Origin of the sequence: Psychrobacillus sp. BL-248-WT-3 (genome assembly GCF_012843435.1) — a bacterium.
GTDB lineage: Bacteria > Bacillota > Bacilli > Bacillales_A > Planococcaceae > Psychrobacillus.
Map to the genome: position 1 here is coordinate 1 of NZ_JABAFC010000041.1, position 18843 is coordinate 18843.

Sequence of the window (18843 nt, forward strand, 5' to 3'; positions counted from 1 at the left end):
GAGACAGATAAGACATCACAACCACGCGCGTAAGCGATGGGTGATGGCTTATCGCTCACCCCGCGGAAAGCGTCCGGCTGGGGCGGAAATCAATTCTACTCTCTGATTTAAAAATTTCTTTTTCTATGCATCATAAATCAACCCTACTTTTTAACATAGCCTATTTCTTTAACAAAAGAGAGACTCCAATTTTTATGGGAAATTCTAATCTTATTATTAGATAAATAGATATTTATTCGTTCTTTTATTATGGTTTATGTCTATCAAACCTGGGGTAAGAAAGTAATAGCAAATTTTTAATAATTTACTAATTTTATTAATAATGTTTGCGTTACATTTTCTACAGGAGGGGTTGTATGGGTTTATCGTTTTGGACATGGACAGTTACGATTATATTATCGTTAGCTTTTATAGGGATGTCTTTCCTATTTAAGAAAAAAGCAGATACGAGCTTTGCGCATTATGCAATAGCTGGTGGAACGTTGCCATTTTTCTTATTATTGTTTACGGACATTGCAACCATCATGGGAGTCGGCAATTTCGTAGGCCATTCCTCAAAGGGGTACGAGATTGGAATAGCTAATGTGCCATTCGTCATTGGAGAGCAGGGTGCAAAAATATTATTTGCACTGGTATTTGCAGGTTTTGCGGCAAAGTTTACATATAATACACTAGCAGAAATGATGGATGATTTAATCATAAGAGATAGATTGTCTCGTGGTTTGATAGCAATCTTAACCTCCGCAATTATGATTGCGTGGGTAAGCGGTCAGGCTATGGGAATGGGGGCTTTATTTTCAGCTTTTACAGGAGCAGATCCTCTGATGATGATATTAGTCTTTTCTGCTGTATTCATCATTTACACAGCTGTTGGCGGGATGTATTCCGTTGTATGGACAGACCTCATACAGGGTGGGATATTGATCGCTATTGCTATTTGGTTTTACATACAAGTATTCGCTAAAATTGATTTTAGCTATACAACACTTAAGACTGGCTTAGAAAATGTTGGAGCTATCGAACTAGCTCAAATGAATCTTTCAGCTATGGAAGTAATTTCCCTATTTGTAACCGGTACTTTAGGGATACTAGCTGCTCAAGTATACTGGCAGAGGTGCTTCGCGTCTAAAAATCCGAAGGCAGCAAGCAGAGCTATGCTAATCAGTGGAATAGTAGCAATTGTATTTACTGTTTTTGCAACAATTGCCGGAATGGTAGTAAAAATACAAAATCCTAATTTAGCTGCAGACGAAGCTATTTCGTGGCTTATCCTTGAGGAAATGACACAACTTGCTGCACTAGCCTTTTTTATCATGATATTCCTAGCAGCAATCTCCAGTGCTTCTTCTCTTTTGCATTCCGCTGCAGTCGTCATTGTAAACGACTTAGTAATCCCAAATATGAAACCTAAGGAAGATTCCTATTATTTAAAATTAACGAGAATAGGAGTTATCGTAATTGGAGCTTTTACAATTGGGACAGCTATTTGGGCGGATTCAATTATCGATTTATTCTCCTTGGCTTATTCAATGGCAGGAGGGGGAGTTGTACCAGTATTAGTCGTAGGACTCCTTTGGAAAAATAGAAAGGGTCAAGAATTTTCAATGGGTTCAAGTAACAGTCAGGTTTCCGTTTGGGGAGCAAGAGTTGGTATAGTTGCTGGCTCTATTGCCTCACTTGCATTAGGAATTTTATGGGGTGTTTTAGTATCTGTATTGTTAACTATCATCATCTCTAAAATGGTTCCTACTACAAAAGAGACATCTTTAGAGGTTTAACGAATGCACCCCTATACCGATTCAGCTATCGGTATAGGGGTTTCTCTCGTTCAAGCTGGAAATGTTGCAATGACGGTCTCTTTCGATAAAATAGAAGTGTTGAATAAATTATTTGAATAGGTGAGAATATGCCAGCAATTACGTTTGAACAAGAATTTATATTAAATGAACACCGAATATATACGACTAGGCCGCTTCGTACACTATTCACGTTAGAACTTCTCAGCAAAGAATTTTTCCAGGATGATTTTGCAAAACTGATGCAAGGAATTACAGAAGCAGAAAATCAGGTAGCAGCTGTTTCTCATTTTGCTAAAAGATATGGTATGTTTTTTGCCAATCAATTTTATATGTTAGCAGCTTATGACATGATTTGGGATGGTAAGCATACTGAGCTTCATTTCGATGTCACCAAGGAGTATGATGCCTATACCATTGCTATGTTCATCAATCCAAATGATTTTCGTTATGTGAAAGAAACAGAACGAAAAGACGTGATTATGAAAATATTACAGAAGCAAGGGTACGAGATTGTTCAGTATTTGAGAAAGACAACAAGTATCTCGCCATTGGTTATTTGGGAAAGCTTTTTTGTTTCCATTGTTAAAATGTATGAAAAACTTTTAGAGAATCCATCTACTGCATCTCAGGCGATGGATGATATTGAAATTTTAGAGAGTACTGAGGCTTGGAAATCATTTTCTACTAAATCTCTTTTTTATGAATATACAAAAGGGAGAAATCCAGCAGTGCTAGTCAATCAGCCGATCCGACGGAGCTGTTGTATGTCAATGGATATACCCGGGCAAGGGGCTTGCGGTTACTGTCCTAAGACCAACTTGTAAAACTATACTTCCAAAAATTTAGAGCCCTGCCATAAAAGGCAGGGCTTGTTCTATGGAGAAATTTTTTTGTGACTAATCCACCAATCTATGTGTTCTAAATTAAAGGCTATAATATCTCCGATTGGTCTAAGATGTGGTATTTCTTTATTTAGAATCAATTGATGGATTTGTTCTTCTGTAAGCGGGTAGCCAACAGAATCTAAATATGTCGTTAATTTTTTTACTCCATAGACTCTTCTCAACTAATCACCTCCCACCAAAAGCTCTTCCATGCAAAGAAAAACGCTTAGTGAGACGTATTAATTATTAAATAAATATATTAATATATACCCTTATTAGAAAAAGATAATCCTAAAGACTCGGAACGTTTGTTTGATGAATATTCAAAAATTTCAGAACATAAATTTATCTATTTTGTTATAATTTCTTTATTGAGGCTGATCGATAGTTAAAGGGTTGAGTGCTAAGACCTCTTCCTAAAAAAATGGCTATGTAAAAGGTTAGGGTTGATTTATAATGCAAAGAAATCTTAGATCAGAGAGTAGAATTGATTTTTCGCACCAGCCGGACGATTTCCTCGGGTTGAGCGATAAGCCATCACCCATCGCTTACGCGCGTGGTTGCTTTAGCATCTATAAAGCATTAAAAAAATTTACTCGCATAACCAAAGCTAAAAACTGTCACCAACCCCAATTTCACAATCTATTTATGTTCTTAATAGCATTTGAAGGTTCCTTTGTTTATGTTTACAGTCACTATAAAAAAGAATGGTTAGTCAAAATCAACCAATAACTTTAACCAAGCTAAAATAATTAAGGGAGAATCATATATTGAAAAGAGTAGACGTGGTATACGGCTTAATAACGGATAGGAATGAAGAAAATATACTAATGGTCAAAAATAAGGGGGCAGGCTGGACACTTCCAGGTGGAACAGTCGAGCCTGGCGAGACACTGGAGCAAGCAATTAGGAGAGAAATTCAAGAAGAAACTGGATTAATAACGGAAGTAGAGAGAGTAGTGGCACTAAATGAAGCATTTTTTACACACAAGGATAGCCAGGTGTTGTTCGTAACCTTCAAAATGAACGTACTTAATGGAGAGTGTAGCATACAATATCCAGATGAAATAGAAGAGTTAAAATGGGTGGATTATCAAACCGCTAATAAATGGATGCCCTATCACCGAGGAGGAATAAAAAGCTTGTTAAATTCAGCAGCACCCTATACGTTTCAAAACAATTAGGAGGGAATGGAAGTGTTTCATTTATTTAAAAATATTAGTCCTAGCAAAGAAAATGTAGGAAGTAAGGCTGATAGGTTATACGATGACGATGATTTAGGAGTTGGCATACTCATCCACTTTACTCCAATTGCCACTTATATGTATTTATCTACCGATATACTTATAGAAAAAGGAGATACCTTGTATGATTCTAAACACAGAGAGATCATTGTAGAAGGCAACAGTGTATCTATCACTCTAAATAATAGAAGTGAAATCCCAGAGATAATTGATTTATATGGATTAAACAATTTGGATTTACCTTTAATCACTATAGAAGTAACATTATCCTATTAAAGGAGAATTAGGATGGTTATAAGAAAATACGGTGAACGCCCGGGATGGTCAAGAATTTTAAAAAGACGATATACTTTTGTAGAGATTAATTCCGAACAGTTTACTGGAGGGGCATCCCTTTTACATTTAGTAGAGACGGCAAAACCATTATGGGTTAGTTATGATGCAAAGAAAATTTGTATTGTCGACCACGGGTATATGTGGCTGCAACACTTCCCACTGGATGAAAACTTTACGGTAACGACCATGTTTGATCAAAACGGAAAAGTTGTTCAATGGTATATAGATATATGTTATAAACATGGTTTAGACGATCAAGGTCCTTGGTGGGATGATTTATTTTTAGATATTATCGTCCTTCCATCTGGTGATTATTTTCTCGTGGATGAAGAGGAGCTTGAAGAGGCTTTACATTCTGGTCTAATAAATCAAGAGAAATATGAGCTGGCTAAAAATGTAGCTCAAAAAATCATGGATGAGCTAGAGGAAAATAACATGAACCTTTTAAGATTATCCGTATATCATAAAAACGAGCTGACAGCACTTCTTAAATAAAAGTGAGGATGTAAAATGAGAAAAATTGAAGTTAAAGAGTTTTCACAGAAATGGGCTAGTGATTTTCAACTAGAATCAAAGTCTTTAAATGATATTTTCAAGGAAGAACTAGTAGAGGTACACCATATAGGTAGCACTTCTATAGAGGGGCTTTCCGCAAAGCCGATTATAGATATAATGCCTGTTGTCCGGGATATTAAACGAGTTGATGCATACGATGAGCAAATGATTCAACTTGGCTATACCCCAAAAGGAGAGAACGGTTTACCAGGTCGACGCTATTTTCAAAAAGGGGGTGACAATAGGACTCATCACGTACATATTTATGAACAAGGGAATCCTGAAATAGATAGACATCTTATTTTTAGAGATTATTTAAGAAAACATTCTGTGGAGGCAAAGAAATATGGTGAGCTAAAGAGAGCTCTTGCCCAACAGTTTCCTTATGATGTGGAGAGTTATATTATTGGTAAGGACAAGTTCGTGCAATCATTAGAGGAAAAAGCTATGCAATGGAATAATAGAATTCAGTTGAATTTTCATAGAGCGTTTGGAGTGTATGGTATCTGTATACATGAAAACAAGCTTCTAGTTATTCAGAAAAATGGTGGCCCTTATATCAACCGCTATGACCTTCCAGGTGGGAATTTAGAAACAGGTGAATCGCTGCAGGAGGCAATTGAAAGAGAATTCTATGAAGAAACAGGGTTATTAATCGATGTGCGTAAACAGATTGGAGCAGCTGACTTTATTATTCACACCGATTGGAGAGAAGGCACGGCTGTACACCATGTAGCTGTTTTTTATGAAGTTGAGCATGTAGGAGGGTCGATATCTGAACCATTGCAGTTTGAAGGACAGGACTCACTAGGAGCTGTATGGATTTCGGAACAGGAAACATCGATGGAAAATTCCTCGCCCTTAGTCTTAAAAGCATTTGAATGGTTGCGAACAAAAAAGATATCTGTTGAAGCTACTTATTATGAACAGTGGAAAGTTAAAGAAAACTGAAATAAGGAGAGGTTTTCGATGATGGGAAATAATTTTATGAAATCATTAGATTTAAAGTGCCCTATCATTCAAGCGCCAATGGCTGGAGGAATTACAACTCCTGTGCTAGTCAGTGAAGTCTCCAATCAGGGTGCACTTGGAATGATTGGTGCAGGATATTTAAAGCCTGATCAATTACGAGTTCAAATAAATCAGGTGAAGGCACTTACGAATGCAAATTTTGGAGTAAATTTGTTCGTTCCTGAGCATTTTGAATTGAATGAGGACCAGGTTGCAAAATCTAAGCAGCTAATAGACAATTATGAGCTTCTTTTAAATCATAAAATGAAAGAACCGGACTTACCTACAAAAGAAATTGAAAAGCAAACGTATGAGGAACTACTAAAGATTGTTATAGAAGAAAGAGTGGCCGCTTGTTCCTTTACATTTGGAATTCCTACCAAAAAAACGATTGAAAATCTTAAACAAAACGGGATTATGACAATAGGGACAGCTACTACTGTGCCAGAAGCCATAGCTATCGAACGGGCGGGGATGGACGCGGTAGTTGTACAAGGTAGTGAGGCAGGAGGGCATCGAGGGAACTTTTTAGTAGATTCCCCTAACAGCATGATTGGCTTAATAGCACTAATTCCCCAAGTTACTGATCAGGTGTCAATACCAGTTATTGCAGCAGGAGGAATAATGGACGGTAGAGGACTATCTGCCGCGTTATGTTTAGGAGCAGATGCCGTACAAATGGGAACAGCCTTCTTAACCTGCAAGGAAAGTGGGGCAAACCCAGTGCATAAACAAGCCGTACTGCAAGCGAAAAGCGAGGACATAGTGAGTACGAAAGCATTTTCCGGGAAGGAAGCAAGAGGAATTGAAAATCGTTTTATGAAAGAAATGCATGTGCATGAAAACAAGCTACCGCCCTTTCCCGTCCAAAATGCACTTACACAAAACTTAAGAAAAGCAGCCACTCAGCAAAAGGACGCAGATTTCATGTCTCTCTGGTCGGGCCAAAGTCCAACTTTAGCTAGAGAGGAAACGGTTGAACGGCTTGTTCGTCGTGTTGTAAATGAGGCTAACCTAATCTTAAATAAGTAGGCTTTAAGAAATATGGTGACATTAAATTAAATAGCTTTGTTAAATTTTTTGGTTGATTTTGACTAACCATTCTTTTTTATAGTGACTGTAAACATTATAAAAGTGACATTCAAATGATTATTAAGATCAAAAATAAATTATGAAATTGGAGTTCGTGACAGTTTTTCGGCTTAGTTTATGCGAGTAAATTTATAAGCAATTTATCGATGCATTAAAGCTGTTCCCATTTATTGTTTGGAGCGCCAGACGGCGACTCCTACGGGATGGGTGATGGCTTATCGCTCACCCCGAGGAAAGCGTCCGGTTGGCGCGGAAATCAATTCTACTCTCGAATTTAAAGATTTCTTTTTCTATGTATCATAAATCAACCCTACTCTTTAACATAGCCAATTAAATAAAGAGGAGTTTCACAGTAATACCATGAAAATCCTCCATTTAATCGATACAATAATCTATTGTGATATAGTTTCCTTAATCAATCTACATTCATACACTGGTTCTTCTTGCTGGGTATCTTCAAACCATTTCAACCCTATATAAGTAAAGCCCACTCGCTCTAAAATTTTGAGGGATCCAACATTTTCTTTGCTTGCAGAAGCTGAGACAAGTTTAACTTTTGGATGAAGTTTTACAATGTTCATACAAGCTCCCACTGCTTCCGTTGCATACCCTTTCCCCCAAGATTTTTTATTGAAATGATAAATCAATTCTACTTCCTCTATTGTATTTTCAACATTGAAGCCAGCTGCTCCAATTATTTCTCCTGTGCTATTTTCCATCACTGCATAAACGGAAAGATTATTATTTTCATGACAGTGGCGATAAAACTCGATAGTTTTGGGCAATGTCTCGACGGAAGCCGAGCCACCACATAATTTCATCACTTCTTTGTCTCCCCAAAAAAGCTTAGCTGGTTCTACATGGCTTTCCTCAAATACAACAAGGCGTATTCTTTCTGTTTCCCCTATAATGTTCATTTATGATCCCATCCTTTAAAATTTCCTTTTTTGCACAAGCTTCATGGCTTTTTGTGTATTGGCAAAATGCCATTTGGTAATGGATTTGAGGAATTCCTCGCCATGCTTTAAATAAATTTTTGCCGCTATCTCATCGACTTTTGCACTAGCACCCTTAGGAATGGCAGTTTTGGCTATCTCTGTGAGGCGGTCCATTTCCTTTAAGAAAGCATATCTTGCTATAATAGAGGCAGCGGCAACGGAAACGTGTAATTGCTCTGCTTTTGTGGAAAACAAAACATTTTCACGAATGATCTCCTTTTCCATTTTAATATGGTTATAATAAATACCACGCTCAGCAAATTGATCAATAAGGATGAATGATGGCTTTTCGGGCTCCATTTTTTTCAAAACATGCTTCAATGCTTGGTTATGCATCATAGCCTTTATTTTACCTTGTGACCAGCCACGTCCTTGGATTTCGTTATATTTTTCATTTTTTAATACGAGCACACTATGTGTTAAGGTTTTCATCAAATCTGGAGCAATACGACGCATTAGCTCATCTGTAAGCATTTTAGAATCTTTCACACCGAGCTCTTTTACAAGCTCTACTTGATGAGCAGGTACAAAGCAGGCTGCTACCGTAATAGGTCCAAAATAATCCCCGGTTCCAGTTTCGTCTGAACCAACTACAGATTGTAATTCAAAGTGTTCCGGGAGCGTGTCACCTTTAGTTAGGGGGCTTTTTACAGTGGTTGTTGTAGAGGAGGTTCCACCATTCCATAGAGCTGCCTCCCTAGAAGCGCCATTTCCTTGGAACATTACCTTCCCAGATTTATAGATAGTGATTGCTGTATCTGATAGCTTAGCAGCGAAAACGACTCCAGGTGCCGAGCGTTCGATTTTGTATTTTAAGTAATGTGCCTTTACTTTTTCTATTTCATTTGCGGGCATTAGTAAAACTTCATTTGACATTCATATGTTCCTTTCTTCACATCGTAATCTATTTCGTGTTATTATTATACATAGGATTTTCTGGGGGAGGGTATGTCTTTGTCAGAACAAGAGAAAACAAGAATTTCTGTTGATATCTATGGACAGAATTATAAAATGGTAGGTACAGAAACTTCTGGTCATATGAGACTCGTTGCCTCCATGGTAGATGATAAAATGAGAGAAATACATTCTCACAATCAACAGCTAGACATCGCAAAATTGGCAGTGCTTACCGCTGTTAATGCAGTAAACGATTACATAAAAGTAAAAGAACAATTAGAACTTCTAGAAGAAGAATTGAAAAGGCTAAAGGACTGAAAAAATGTTAGATTTAATTATCCTGATTTTATTAATTGCCGGTTTTGTAACTGGTGCTAGACGTGGGCTGATAGTACAGCTCATTCATATGGTAGGCTTCATCATTGCTCTAATCGTTGCTTACACTTATTATAAACCACTGGCGGATAAATTTGTTCTCTGGATTCCATTTCCTGCAGTAACCTCAGAGTCCACATTTACAATAGCAGTAGAGACTTTGGATCTCGATCAAACGTTTTACCGTATTATCGCATTCACACTGATATTCATGGTAGTTAAGTTCGGGTTACAATTATTAGCCTCTATGTTTGATTTCTTAAAGTACTTGCCTATACTAGGATTTGTCAGCACTGTAACTGGTGCGATTCTAGGGTTTATTGAATTCTATTTCATTTTATTCGTACTTCTATACGTCGTTGTGCTTTTACCGATTGATTTCATCCAAAATGCTGTATCAGGCTCATTCTTAACTTCATGGATGCTTGAGCATACGCCAATTTTATCTGAAATGGTCAAAAACTGGTGGTATATTTATTTGGAAAAGTAACAATGTCTATGATCAACTTCTCTCAGTAGAGGGAAGTTTTTTTAAATAGTCAGCTTATAGGTTATGAAGGACTTATGTTTTCTTACTTAAAGGAGGTCTACTAATGGATAAAAAGACGATAATTAAAACATTAGAAAAAATTGCATTATATATGGAGCTTCAAGGAGAAAATCCTTTTAAGGTATCTGCTTTTCGAAAAGCAGCACAAGTTTTAGAGCTAGATGATCGTAGCTTGTCTGAAATGGATAATATAACTTCGCTTAAGGGTATTGGTGCGGCAACTGGATCCGTAATCACTGATTTAATGGAAACTGGACAATCCTCTCTTCTCAAAGAAATGCAAGAGAAAGTGCCAAGTGGTCTGTTGCCTATGCTAAAAATCCCGGGTCTTGGAGGAAAGAAAATTGCCAAGCTGTACAAAGAATTAGGTATTGAATCCATCGAACAGTTAAAGACTGCCTGTGAGGAAGGGAAGGTTCGCGGACTTGCAGGATTTGGGGCTAAAACCGAGGAAAAGATACTAGCTCAGCTCGAAGTGTTTCAAACCAAACCGGAAAGAACTGCTATTTGGCAGCTTGAGCCGATTGTTGCTTTTATAGAAAATACATTAGCAGGTATAGAAGAAGTGGTGAAATATTCTGTTGCAGGGTCGTATAGACGAGTGAAAGAGTCTAGTAAGGATATCGATTTTATCGTTGCGACGAATTCCCATCAAGAGGTCAGAGAGGAATTACTAGAAAAGCTTCCCCTCCTAAAAATTATTGCAGCTGGAGACACTAAGGTATCAGTTACGTTAGATGTTGAAAACGAAGTGGATGTAGACTTTAGGTTAGTAGAACCTCATCAATATGCTTCTGCCTTACATCACTTTACAGGATCTAAAGATCATAATATTAAAATGAGACAAATTGCCAAAGAGAAAGGGCTGAAGATAAGTGAATATGGTGTGGAGCAAGAGGACGGCTCCGTACAGTCCTTTGAAACAGAGGAAGCGTTTTATTCATTCTTCGATTTACCATTTATACCTCCGACTATACGAGAGGATGGGACAGAACTAGACAAGCTAGAAAAGATTCCAAGTCTTGTGACGCTAGAGGATATTAAGGGCGATTTTCACATGCACTCCACTTGGTCAGATGGAGCTCATTCTATTGAAGAAATGGTAGAGGCTTGTCGTGAAAAAGGGTATTCCCATATGGTGATAACAGACCACTCTAACTACTTAAAAGTTGCTAATGGTCTTTCGAGAGAGAGACTGTTACAGCAAATCCAAACGATACAAGGATTAAATGCAAAATATAACGATATTGAAATATTAGCTGGAACAGAAATGGATATACTTCCTGACGGTTCGCTGGACTTTGATGACGAGTTACTAGAGCAGCTAGACTTCGTCATTGCATCTATACACTCTAGCTTTAGTCAGTCACAAGATAAAATTATGGCAAGACTTCGTACCGCAATGGAAAACCCTCACGTTCATATGATTGCTCACCCTACGGGAAGAATTATTGGAAGTCGTACAGGTTATGATCCAGATGTGCTAACGTTAATAGAGTGGGCTAGTGAATTTGGAAAAATACTAGAGCTCAATGCAAACCCACATCGTCTCGACTTAGAGACAGAATACTTAAAGCTAGCACAGGAAAAAGGCGTTCTGATAGCCATTAATACAGATGCCCACCATATCGATCAATTAAGATATATGGATGTAGGGGTTAAATATGCTCAAAAAGCATGGCTGAAAAAGGACAACATTGTTAATACATGGACATTTGATAAATTCAAACAGTATTTGAAGAATAAATAGGAGGTGCCAAGGTGATAGCCGAAAGAGCACTGAAAACTTTAGAATATTATAAGATCAGAGAAGAGGTAGGGAAATATTGTACCTCCTCTATCGGAAAAACGCATATAGAAAAGTTAGTTCCATCTGTTGATTACGAGGAAGTAACTAAGCTTTTAGAGGAGATGGATGAGGGACTTACCATACTACGGCTAAGAGGAAATGTTCCCATGGGAGGAATCGTCGATATACGTCCTCATGCAAAACGGGCTCAAATTGGTGGGATGCTAAGTCCGATGGAGCTGATGGAGACTGCGAGCACGATAAGAGCTAGTAAAATTCTTCGAAATTTCTTAGAGAATGTCGCAGAAGCAGAGTCAGTAGCAATCCCACATTTTCTATCTAAAAAGGACTCTTTTCCAATTTTAACGGCTTTAGAGCATGAGATAAACGACTGTATCGATGAGAATGGAAGTGTACTTGATAGTGCAAGCAGCACGCTGCGCTCCATCCGTCAGCAGTTAAGAATTCAAGTGAGTCGCGTACGTGAGAAGCTAGAGAGCTATACACGTGGGGCCAATGCATCTAAAATGCTTTCCGACTCTATTATTACCATTCGAAACGACCGCTATGTTATACCTGTAAAATCAGAATATCGCAGCCATTACGGTGGAATTGTACATGATCAGTCTTCCTCTGGACAAACACTTTTTGTTGAACCATCAGCGGTAGTCCAAATAAACAATGATATTCGTGCATTAAAGGTAAAAGAACAAGAAGAGATTGAACGTATTCTTATTCGGTTGTCAGGCGAGGTAGAGGCTGTTGGACATGAGATATTCCTGTTAGTTAATATACTTGGTGAAATTGACGTCATATTAGCAAAGGCTAAATATGGACAAGCAGAAAAATGTACGATGCCATTGATTAATAACGATGGATACATCCGTTTGGTGAAGGCGAGACATCCTCTTATTTCAGTAGAACAGGCTGTTCCTAATACAATTGAATTTGGGAAGGATATTACTGCTATAGTAATCACTGGTCCAAATACGGGAGGAAAAACCGTTACATTGAAAACGGTTGGTCTTTGCACTTTAATGGCTCAAAGCGGGATACCAGTTCCAGCATTAGATGGGTCGGAGCTTGCGCTATTTGAGTCCGTGTTTGCTGACATTGGCGACGAGCAGTCTATTGAGCAAAGCCTAAGTACATTCTCCTCTCACATGGTCAACATTGTTGATATTCTAAAAAAATATAACGATAAATCATTAATCTTGTTTGATGAGCTTGGTGCAGGAACCGACCCTCAGGAGGGAGCAGCTCTAGCTATCTCAATTCTAGATGCGGTCCATGGAACTGGAGCCCGTGTCATGGCAACTACACACTATCCTGAGCTAAAAGCCTATGGCTACAACCGACCTGGTGTGGCCAATGCAAGTGTGGAATTTGATATTGAAACGCTTAGTCCGACTTATAAGCTATTAATCGGAGTACCTGGACGAAGCAATGCATTTGAAATTTCAGAGCGTTTAGGCTTGCCAAACCATATTATCTCACAGGCACAGACGTATACAGGAACTGACCGTGGAGAAGTAAACTCTATGATTGCTTCCCTAGAGGATAGTCGTAGACAAGCTGAGCGAGATGCAGAGGAAACCGAGGCTGAGTTAGAAAAGGCTAAGCATTTAAAGGATGATCTTGAGCAGAGACTTGCAGAATACGATGAGAAAAAAGAAAAACTAGAACAAAAAGCGAAAGACAAAGCTAGAAAAATAGTGGAAGAGGCAAGAAGAGAAGCGGACGAAATTATTAGCGAGCTACGAAAAATGCAATCTAATACACATAAACTTGTAAAGGAACATGAATTAATAGATGCTAAGAAACGTTTAGAAGAAGCCCTTCCGAACAATCCTGTATTGAAAAAACAGAAAAAAATAAATGAACGAGTGAAAGAATTACAGTCGGGCGACGAAGTAAAGGTGTTAAGCTTTGGCCAAAAAGGAACCTTACTAGAAAAGGTGTCTAAATCCGAATGGTCCGTACAAATTGGAATGCTCAAAATGAAGCTAGATGAATCAGACTTAGAATTTATAAAACCAGAAAAGCAGAAACAGAGCGTATCAGTGAATGCAGTAAGAGGTAGAGATGCACATGTGAAGCTTGAGTTGGATTTACGTGGAGAGCGCTACGAGGATGCTATTATTCGAACAGAAAAATATTTAGACGATGCGATATTGTCGAACTATCCGAGAGTTTCTATTATTCACGGAAAAGGAACAGGTGTCCTAAGACAGGCTATTCAGCAGTACTTGAAAAATCATTCGCGAGTAAAAAGCTATCGATTCGGTGAGGCTGGCGAAGGTGGACACGGCGTTACTGTCGTTGAATTGAAGTAATGTTGGAAGGAAGGAGAAACAGATGTCATTTAATCCGTATTCTCTTTCTTCCCCTTATTAGTAAAGTAGATATAACTCGTTGTTTTCTTTTTAACAAAAGCACGGGAAATGGAAATTTATTCAGCTATATAAAAAATGAAACTTTCATTTTTATAAATCGTAAAGATAGAAAAGTTTGAAAGGGGCTATATCATGCTGCTAGGTAGTTTTTGGTCAAATCCATTAGTAGAATCTGCAGGTTATTTTAGTGTGGTTATATTATGTTTAATAGTTTCCATGGTTATGTTTGAGATCGTGACCAAATATAAAAACTGGCAGGAAATTAAAAATGGAAATGTCGCAGTGGCACTAGCCACGGGTGGGAAGATATTTGGTGTATGTAATATCTTTAAATATTCAATTGAAGAGCATAATACACTTTTTGAGATGATTGGTTGGGGACTATATGGATTCGCTCTTCTAATTATCGCGTATTGGTTATTTGAATTTTTTACTCCCGGCTTTAATGTGGATAAAGAAATAGAAAATGATAATCGATCCGTTGGATTTATTTCGTTAATTATTTCTGTAGGATTATCATTTGTTATTGGTGCGAGTATTTAATTAGGAGAGATAAAGATGGAGAAATTATCAAAGGTATTAATTGTAGTTGGAATATTTTTTCTAGCAATTGGCATAATATATATAGTAAAAAATTCATAGAGTTATTTAAGCTCCACGGGAAGCTGTAATAATGCGTTAGTAAATTCAATTGAATGAATTAACGAATTAGTACAGTCTCTTTTTTTATCTGTTTTAAGTTGATTTCACTAACGTTTATGTTTTGTCAGGCCTATTACCTTCTTTAATTTGGATTGGAATGCAAAGTGACTACTACTTTTCTTTTTTTATGAATTGAATTGTCATTCATTTTTATCTATAATAAAAAATAGGAATATTCACTCTATTAAAATCATACAAAGGGGGCAAACAAATGATTGAAAAACCATGGCTTTCTCACTATCCGCCGGAAGTTCCACACACGCTTGACTATGAAACTATTCCTGTCCAAGAGTATCTTACGAGAGCGTACAAGAAATTTCCAGCGAAGATAGCCATACATTTCATGGGGAGAGATGTAACTTACAAAGAGCTTTACGAATCATCGATGAAGTTTGCGAATTATTTGCAGTCATTAGGCCTGCAAAGAGGGGACAGAGTAGCAATTATGCTGCCAAACTGTCCGCAAGGGGTTATAGGTTATTTTGGGACCTTATATGCAGGTGGTATTGTTGTACAAACAAATCCTCTGTACACTGAACGAGAAATCGCGTACCAGTTAAAGGATTCAGGAGCAAAAATCATTTTAGCTATGGACATTCTTTTTCCTAGAATTACTAAGGTAATTAAAGAAACAGATTTAGAAAATATCATCATCACAGGAATTAAGGACTACCTACCCTTTCCTAAAAATCTTATCTATCCATTTATACAGAAGAAGCAATATGGCTTTAGTGTAAAAGTTGAGCATCGAGGTATGAACCATCTATTTACTGAAATTATGAAGGTCGGTAAGACGAATACCATTGACTTAACATTCGATTTTGAAGAGGATCTAGCTTTACTTCAATACACTGGTGGTACTACTGGCTTCCCTAAAGGCGTTATGCTCACGCATAAGAATTTGATTTCAAACGTTTCTATGAGTAGAGCATGGTTGCATGAATGTCGTGAAGGAGAAGAGTCGATTTTAGGTATCCTACCTTTCTTTCATGTATATGGAATGACTACTGTAATGATTTTTTCTGTCATGCAATGCAATCGTATGATATTATTACCTAAGTTTGATGTGGAGACGGCACTAAAAACAATTGATAAACAAAAACCCACACTGTTTCCAGGCGCTCCAACTATGTACATCGGTATTTTAAATCACCCAGATGTTAAAAAATATGACTTATCTTCTATCGTAGCTTGTTTAAGTGGTTCAGCAGCCCTACCAGCCGAGGTTCAAGAAAAGTTTGAAGAAATAACAGGTGGAAGACTAGTAGAAGGTTATGGTTTAACTGAAACATCTCCTGTTACACATGCAAATTTAATATACAGTGAGGACCGGGTAAAAGGCTCCATTGGTGTTCCTTGGCCGGATACAGAAGCTACCATTTTTGGACCAGAATCTACTGAGTCATTGCCACATGGAGAAATAGGTGAAATCGCTGTCAAAGGCCCACAGGTAATGAAAGGCTATTGGAATCGCAAAGAAGATACAGAAATGACGATGCGAGACGGATGGTTATTAACAGGTGATTTAGGGTACATGGATGAAAACGGTTTCTTTTATATTGTAGACCGCAAAAAAGACCTTATAATCGCTGGTGGATATAATATTTATCCGCGTGATGTAGAAGAAGTATTATACGAACATCCAGCTGTTCAAGAATGTGTAGTAGCTGGAGTACCAGATCCATATCGTGGAGAAACAGTAAAGGCATACATCGTATTAAAAGAGGGTATGACTGCAACAGAGGAAGACCTCAATACACATTGTCGCGATAACCTTGCTTCCTTTAAGGTTCCTAGAATTTATGAATTTAGAGATGAGCTTCCTAAAACTGCCATCGGGAAAATTTTAAGAAGAAACTTAATAGAGGAAGAAAGAGAAAAGTTGAAGAAGGTAGCGGTTGAGAGTTAATTGTTTATTGACAATATAAAAAATTGAATATAAAATAAAAATATGAATGAATCATCATTCATATTTTTATTTTTTGGTGGTGAATTCATTGAAGAAAGACAAACCTAAGTATAAACAAATTATTGACGCAGCAATCATCGTCATAGCTGAAAACGGATACCATCAATCTCAGGTTTCTAAAATAGCTAAACAAGCTGGTGTTGCAGATGGAACCATCTATTTATACTTTAAAAACAAGGAAGATATTTTAATATCGGTTTTTGAAGAAAAAATGGAAGTATTTGCGGATAACTTGAAAGAAATTTTGAAAGAGGACATCAGTGCCTCTGAAAAATTATATAAGATGATTGAAAATCATTTTAAGGTACTGGCAAGTAACAAGCATCTAGCAACTGTAACCCAACTGGAGCTCCGTCAATCCAATCTAGCCTTGCGTTTACGAATAAATGCTATCTTAAAAAATTATTTGACATTGCTCGACACCATCTTAAAAGAAGGTATAAAAAATGAGGAATTCGAAAATTCTGTAGATATTCGCTTAGCAAGACAAATGGTTTTTGGTACAATTGATGAGACGACTACTTCCTGGGTGATGAATGAGTATAAATATGACTTGGTCGGACTTACAGAGAAAGTACATCGTTTATTATTAAAAGGGATAACAACCTAAAAAGGGATGTGGGTAAATGGAGTTTTTGTCATGGAATGTCGAAAATCATGTAGCAACTGTTACTTTGAATCGTCCTCCTGCAAATGCACTAGCAAGGGGTGTTATTTTAGAAGTTAATAGCTTGTTAGACGAAGTGGAGCACGACGATAACGTTCGTGTGATCCTTCTAAAAGGAGAAGGACGATTTTTCTCAGCAGGGGCAGATATTAAGGAATTTACCACAGTGACTTCTGGAGAAGAGTTTTCAAAGCTAGCTTCTAGTGGACAAACTATATTTGAAAGAGTCGAAACATTCTCTAAACCAATTATTGCTGCCATTCATGGTGCAGCACTAGGTGGGGGATTGGAATTGGCAATGAGCTGTCATATTAGACTAGTTGCTGAAAATGCTAAGCTTGGATTGCCAGAGCTACAGTTGGGATTAATACCGGGCTTTGCCGGCACCCAACGTCTACCACGCTATGTTGGGTTTGCTAAAGCAGCAGAAATGCTTTTAACAAGCGATCCTATCAGTGGGAAGGATGCAGCTGTATACGGGCTAGCAAACCATGCTTACCCTGAGGAAGAATTGTTTGAAAAGGCTGGGGAGCTAGCAGCTAAAATTGCAAAGAAAAGCCCAGTTGCAGTAAAGGCAGCATTGGAAATGCTTCAATATGTGAAGCCTGCATCTTATCACGAGGGTGTAAAAGCAGAAGCGAATGCCTTCGGAACAGTTTTTGTTTCAGAGGATGCAAAAGAAGGTATTTCAGCATTTATCGAAAAAAGACAGCCTGACTTTAAAGGTAAATAACAATATGGGGAGGACTTCAACATGAATATTTATGTTCTAGTTAAACGCACGTTCGACACAGAGGAGAAAATTGTTGTAAGCGGAGGGAAAATTCAAGAGGATGGTGCAGAGTTCATCATCAACCCTTACGATGAGTATGCAATAGAGGAAGCAATCCAAGTACGCGACGCACATGGCGGAGAAGTAACGGTTATCACAATGGGCGGCGAGGATGCAGAAAAACAATTACGTACAGCTTTAGCGATGGGTGCTGATAAAGCAGTACTTATCAATACAGAAGACGACATAGAAGAAATGGACCAGTTCACAGCGGCTCATATTATATCCGAATACTTAAAAGACAAGGATGCAGATTTGATCTTAGCAGGTAACGTTGCGATCGATGGCGGTTCAGGTCAAGTTGGACCACGTGTTGCAGAGCTTTTAGGTATAAACTATGTAACTACGATTACAAACCTTGAAATCAATGGAACAACTGCTACAATCAAACGTGACGTTGAAGGAGATACAGAAATTTTAGAGGCATCATTACCTCTTTTAGTTACTGCACAGCAAGGTTTGAACGAACCACGCTACCCTTCTTTACCAGGTATTATGAAGGCGAAGAAAAAACCTTTAGAAGAACTAGAATTAGATGACCTTGATATTGACGAAGATGATGTAGAGGCTAAAACAGAAACAATCGAAATTTACTTACCTCCTAAAAAGGAAGCTGGAAAAGTATTAGAAGGAGATCTAGCTGATCAAGTGAAAGAGCTAGTGAGTCTTCTTCATACAGAAGCGAAAGTAGTATAACATTTAGTTTCTAGTAATCTATGAACATCTCGAAATTAAAGAGGGTTCGAA

19 protein-coding genes and 1 pseudogene are annotated in these 18843 nt (G+C 37.8%); 17 read left to right on the plus strand and 3 right to left on the minus strand.

The window, feature by feature from the left end:
* Positions 1–356: 356 nt before the first annotated feature.
* Both HF876_RS16215 and HF876_RS16220 read left to right on the plus strand, forming a co-directional pair.
* Positions 357–1778: a sodium:solute symporter family protein gene (locus HF876_RS16215; RefSeq protein WP_169361091.1), complete on the plus strand. Its 1422-nt coding sequence runs from the start codon at positions 357–359 to the stop codon at positions 1776–1778.
* 128 nt (positions 1779–1906) lie between these two features.
* Positions 1907–2623, plus strand: a complete 717-nt coding sequence (locus HF876_RS16220) for a Fe-S oxidoreductase (protein ID WP_169361092.1) — start codon at positions 1907–1909, stop codon at positions 2621–2623.
* Between the two features lie 50 nt (positions 2624–2673).
* Here the strand turns inward: HF876_RS16220 and HF876_RS16225 are convergent, their stop codons facing one another.
* Complete coding sequence (locus tag HF876_RS16225; RefSeq protein WP_169361093.1) at positions 2674–2865, minus strand: hypothetical protein; 192 nt, start codon at positions 2863–2865, stop codon at positions 2674–2676.
* 588 nt (positions 2866–3453) lie between these two features.
* On the opposite strand from HF876_RS16225, the gene HF876_RS16230 reads away from it, so the two are divergent.
* The 6 genes and pseudogenes from HF876_RS16230 to HF876_RS16250 all read left to right on the plus strand — a co-directional run bounded on the left by HF876_RS16230 (position 3454) and on the right by HF876_RS16250 (position 6861).
* A complete protein-coding gene (locus tag HF876_RS16230; protein WP_169361094.1) occupies positions 3454–3867 on the plus strand; it encodes an NUDIX hydrolase in 414 nt (137 codons plus the stop codon).
* Positions 3868–3879: 12 nt separating this feature from the next.
* Positions 3880–4203 (plus strand): hypothetical protein, encoded by a 324-nt coding sequence (locus tag HF876_RS16235; RefSeq protein ID WP_169361095.1) that lies wholly within the window; start codon positions 3880–3882, stop codon positions 4201–4203.
* A gap of 12 nt (positions 4204–4215) precedes the next feature.
* Positions 4216–4758, plus strand: a complete 543-nt coding sequence (locus HF876_RS16240; protein ID WP_169361096.1) for a ribonuclease FAU-1 family protein — start codon at positions 4216–4218, stop codon at positions 4756–4758.
* 15 nt (positions 4759–4773) lie between these two features.
* Positions 4774–5247, plus strand: a pseudogene (locus HF876_RS18780) (GrpB family protein); the annotation flags it as partial.
* An 18-nt stretch (positions 5248–5265) separates the two neighbouring features.
* On the plus strand, positions 5266–5769 hold the full coding sequence (locus HF876_RS18785; RefSeq protein WP_205964150.1) for an NUDIX hydrolase: 504 nt from the start codon (positions 5266–5268) through the stop codon (positions 5767–5769).
* A gap of 18 nt (positions 5770–5787) precedes the next feature.
* Positions 5788–6861: an NAD(P)H-dependent flavin oxidoreductase gene (locus tag HF876_RS16250; protein ID WP_169361098.1), complete on the plus strand. Its 1074-nt coding sequence runs from the start codon at positions 5788–5790 to the stop codon at positions 6859–6861.
* 452 nt (positions 6862–7313) lie between these two features.
* Here HF876_RS16250 and HF876_RS16255 read toward each other — a convergent pair whose 3' ends face one another.
* The gene (locus HF876_RS16255) at positions 7314–7838 is read right to left on the minus strand and encodes a GNAT family N-acetyltransferase (RefSeq protein WP_169361099.1); all 525 of its coding nucleotides are present in this window, start codon (positions 7836–7838) and stop codon (positions 7314–7316) included.
* A 15-nt stretch (positions 7839–7853) separates the two neighbouring features.
* Positions 7854–8795 (minus strand): ribonuclease HIII, encoded by a 942-nt coding sequence (rnhC, locus tag HF876_RS16260; protein WP_169361100.1) that lies wholly within the window; start codon positions 8793–8795, stop codon positions 7854–7856.
* 78 nt (positions 8796–8873) lie between these two features.
* Here rnhC and zapA point away from each other — a divergent pair, with 78 nt between their 5' ends.
* The 9 genes from zapA to HF876_RS16305 all read left to right on the plus strand — a co-directional run bounded on the left by zapA (position 8874) and on the right by HF876_RS16305 (position 18792).
* Positions 8874–9134, plus strand: coding sequence for a cell division protein ZapA (zapA, locus tag HF876_RS16265; RefSeq protein WP_169361101.1), 261 nt, complete (start codon positions 8874–8876; stop codon positions 9132–9134).
* A 4-nt stretch (positions 9135–9138) separates the two neighbouring features.
* Positions 9139–9681 (plus strand): CvpA family protein, encoded by a 543-nt coding sequence (locus HF876_RS16270; RefSeq protein ID WP_169361102.1) that lies wholly within the window; start codon positions 9139–9141, stop codon positions 9679–9681.
* Positions 9682–9784: 103 nt separating this feature from the next.
* Complete coding sequence (gene polX, locus HF876_RS16275) at positions 9785–11491, plus strand: DNA polymerase/3'-5' exonuclease PolX (protein WP_169361103.1); 1707 nt, start codon at positions 9785–9787, stop codon at positions 11489–11491.
* Positions 11492–11502: 11 nt separating this feature from the next.
* Positions 11503–13866: an endonuclease MutS2 gene (locus HF876_RS16280; RefSeq protein WP_169361104.1), complete on the plus strand. Its 2364-nt coding sequence runs from the start codon at positions 11503–11505 to the stop codon at positions 13864–13866.
* 192 nt (positions 13867–14058) lie between these two features.
* Positions 14059–14469, plus strand: a complete 411-nt coding sequence (locus HF876_RS16285) for a DUF350 domain-containing protein (protein WP_169361105.1) — start codon at positions 14059–14061, stop codon at positions 14467–14469.
* A 370-nt stretch (positions 14470–14839) separates the two neighbouring features.
* On the plus strand, positions 14840–16537 hold the full coding sequence (locus tag HF876_RS16290) for an AMP-binding protein (RefSeq protein WP_169361106.1): 1698 nt from the start codon (positions 14840–14842) through the stop codon (positions 16535–16537).
* Positions 16538–16625: 88 nt separating this feature from the next.
* Positions 16626–17207, plus strand: a complete 582-nt coding sequence (locus HF876_RS16295) for a TetR/AcrR family transcriptional regulator (protein ID WP_169361107.1) — start codon at positions 16626–16628, stop codon at positions 17205–17207.
* A gap of 16 nt (positions 17208–17223) precedes the next feature.
* Positions 17224–17997: an enoyl-CoA hydratase gene (locus HF876_RS16300; RefSeq protein ID WP_169361108.1), complete on the plus strand. Its 774-nt coding sequence runs from the start codon at positions 17224–17226 to the stop codon at positions 17995–17997.
* A 21-nt stretch (positions 17998–18018) separates the two neighbouring features.
* Positions 18019–18792: an electron transfer flavoprotein subunit beta/FixA family protein gene (locus HF876_RS16305; RefSeq protein WP_169361109.1), complete on the plus strand. Its 774-nt coding sequence runs from the start codon at positions 18019–18021 to the stop codon at positions 18790–18792.
* The last annotated feature ends 51 nt before the right edge of the window (positions 18793–18843 follow it).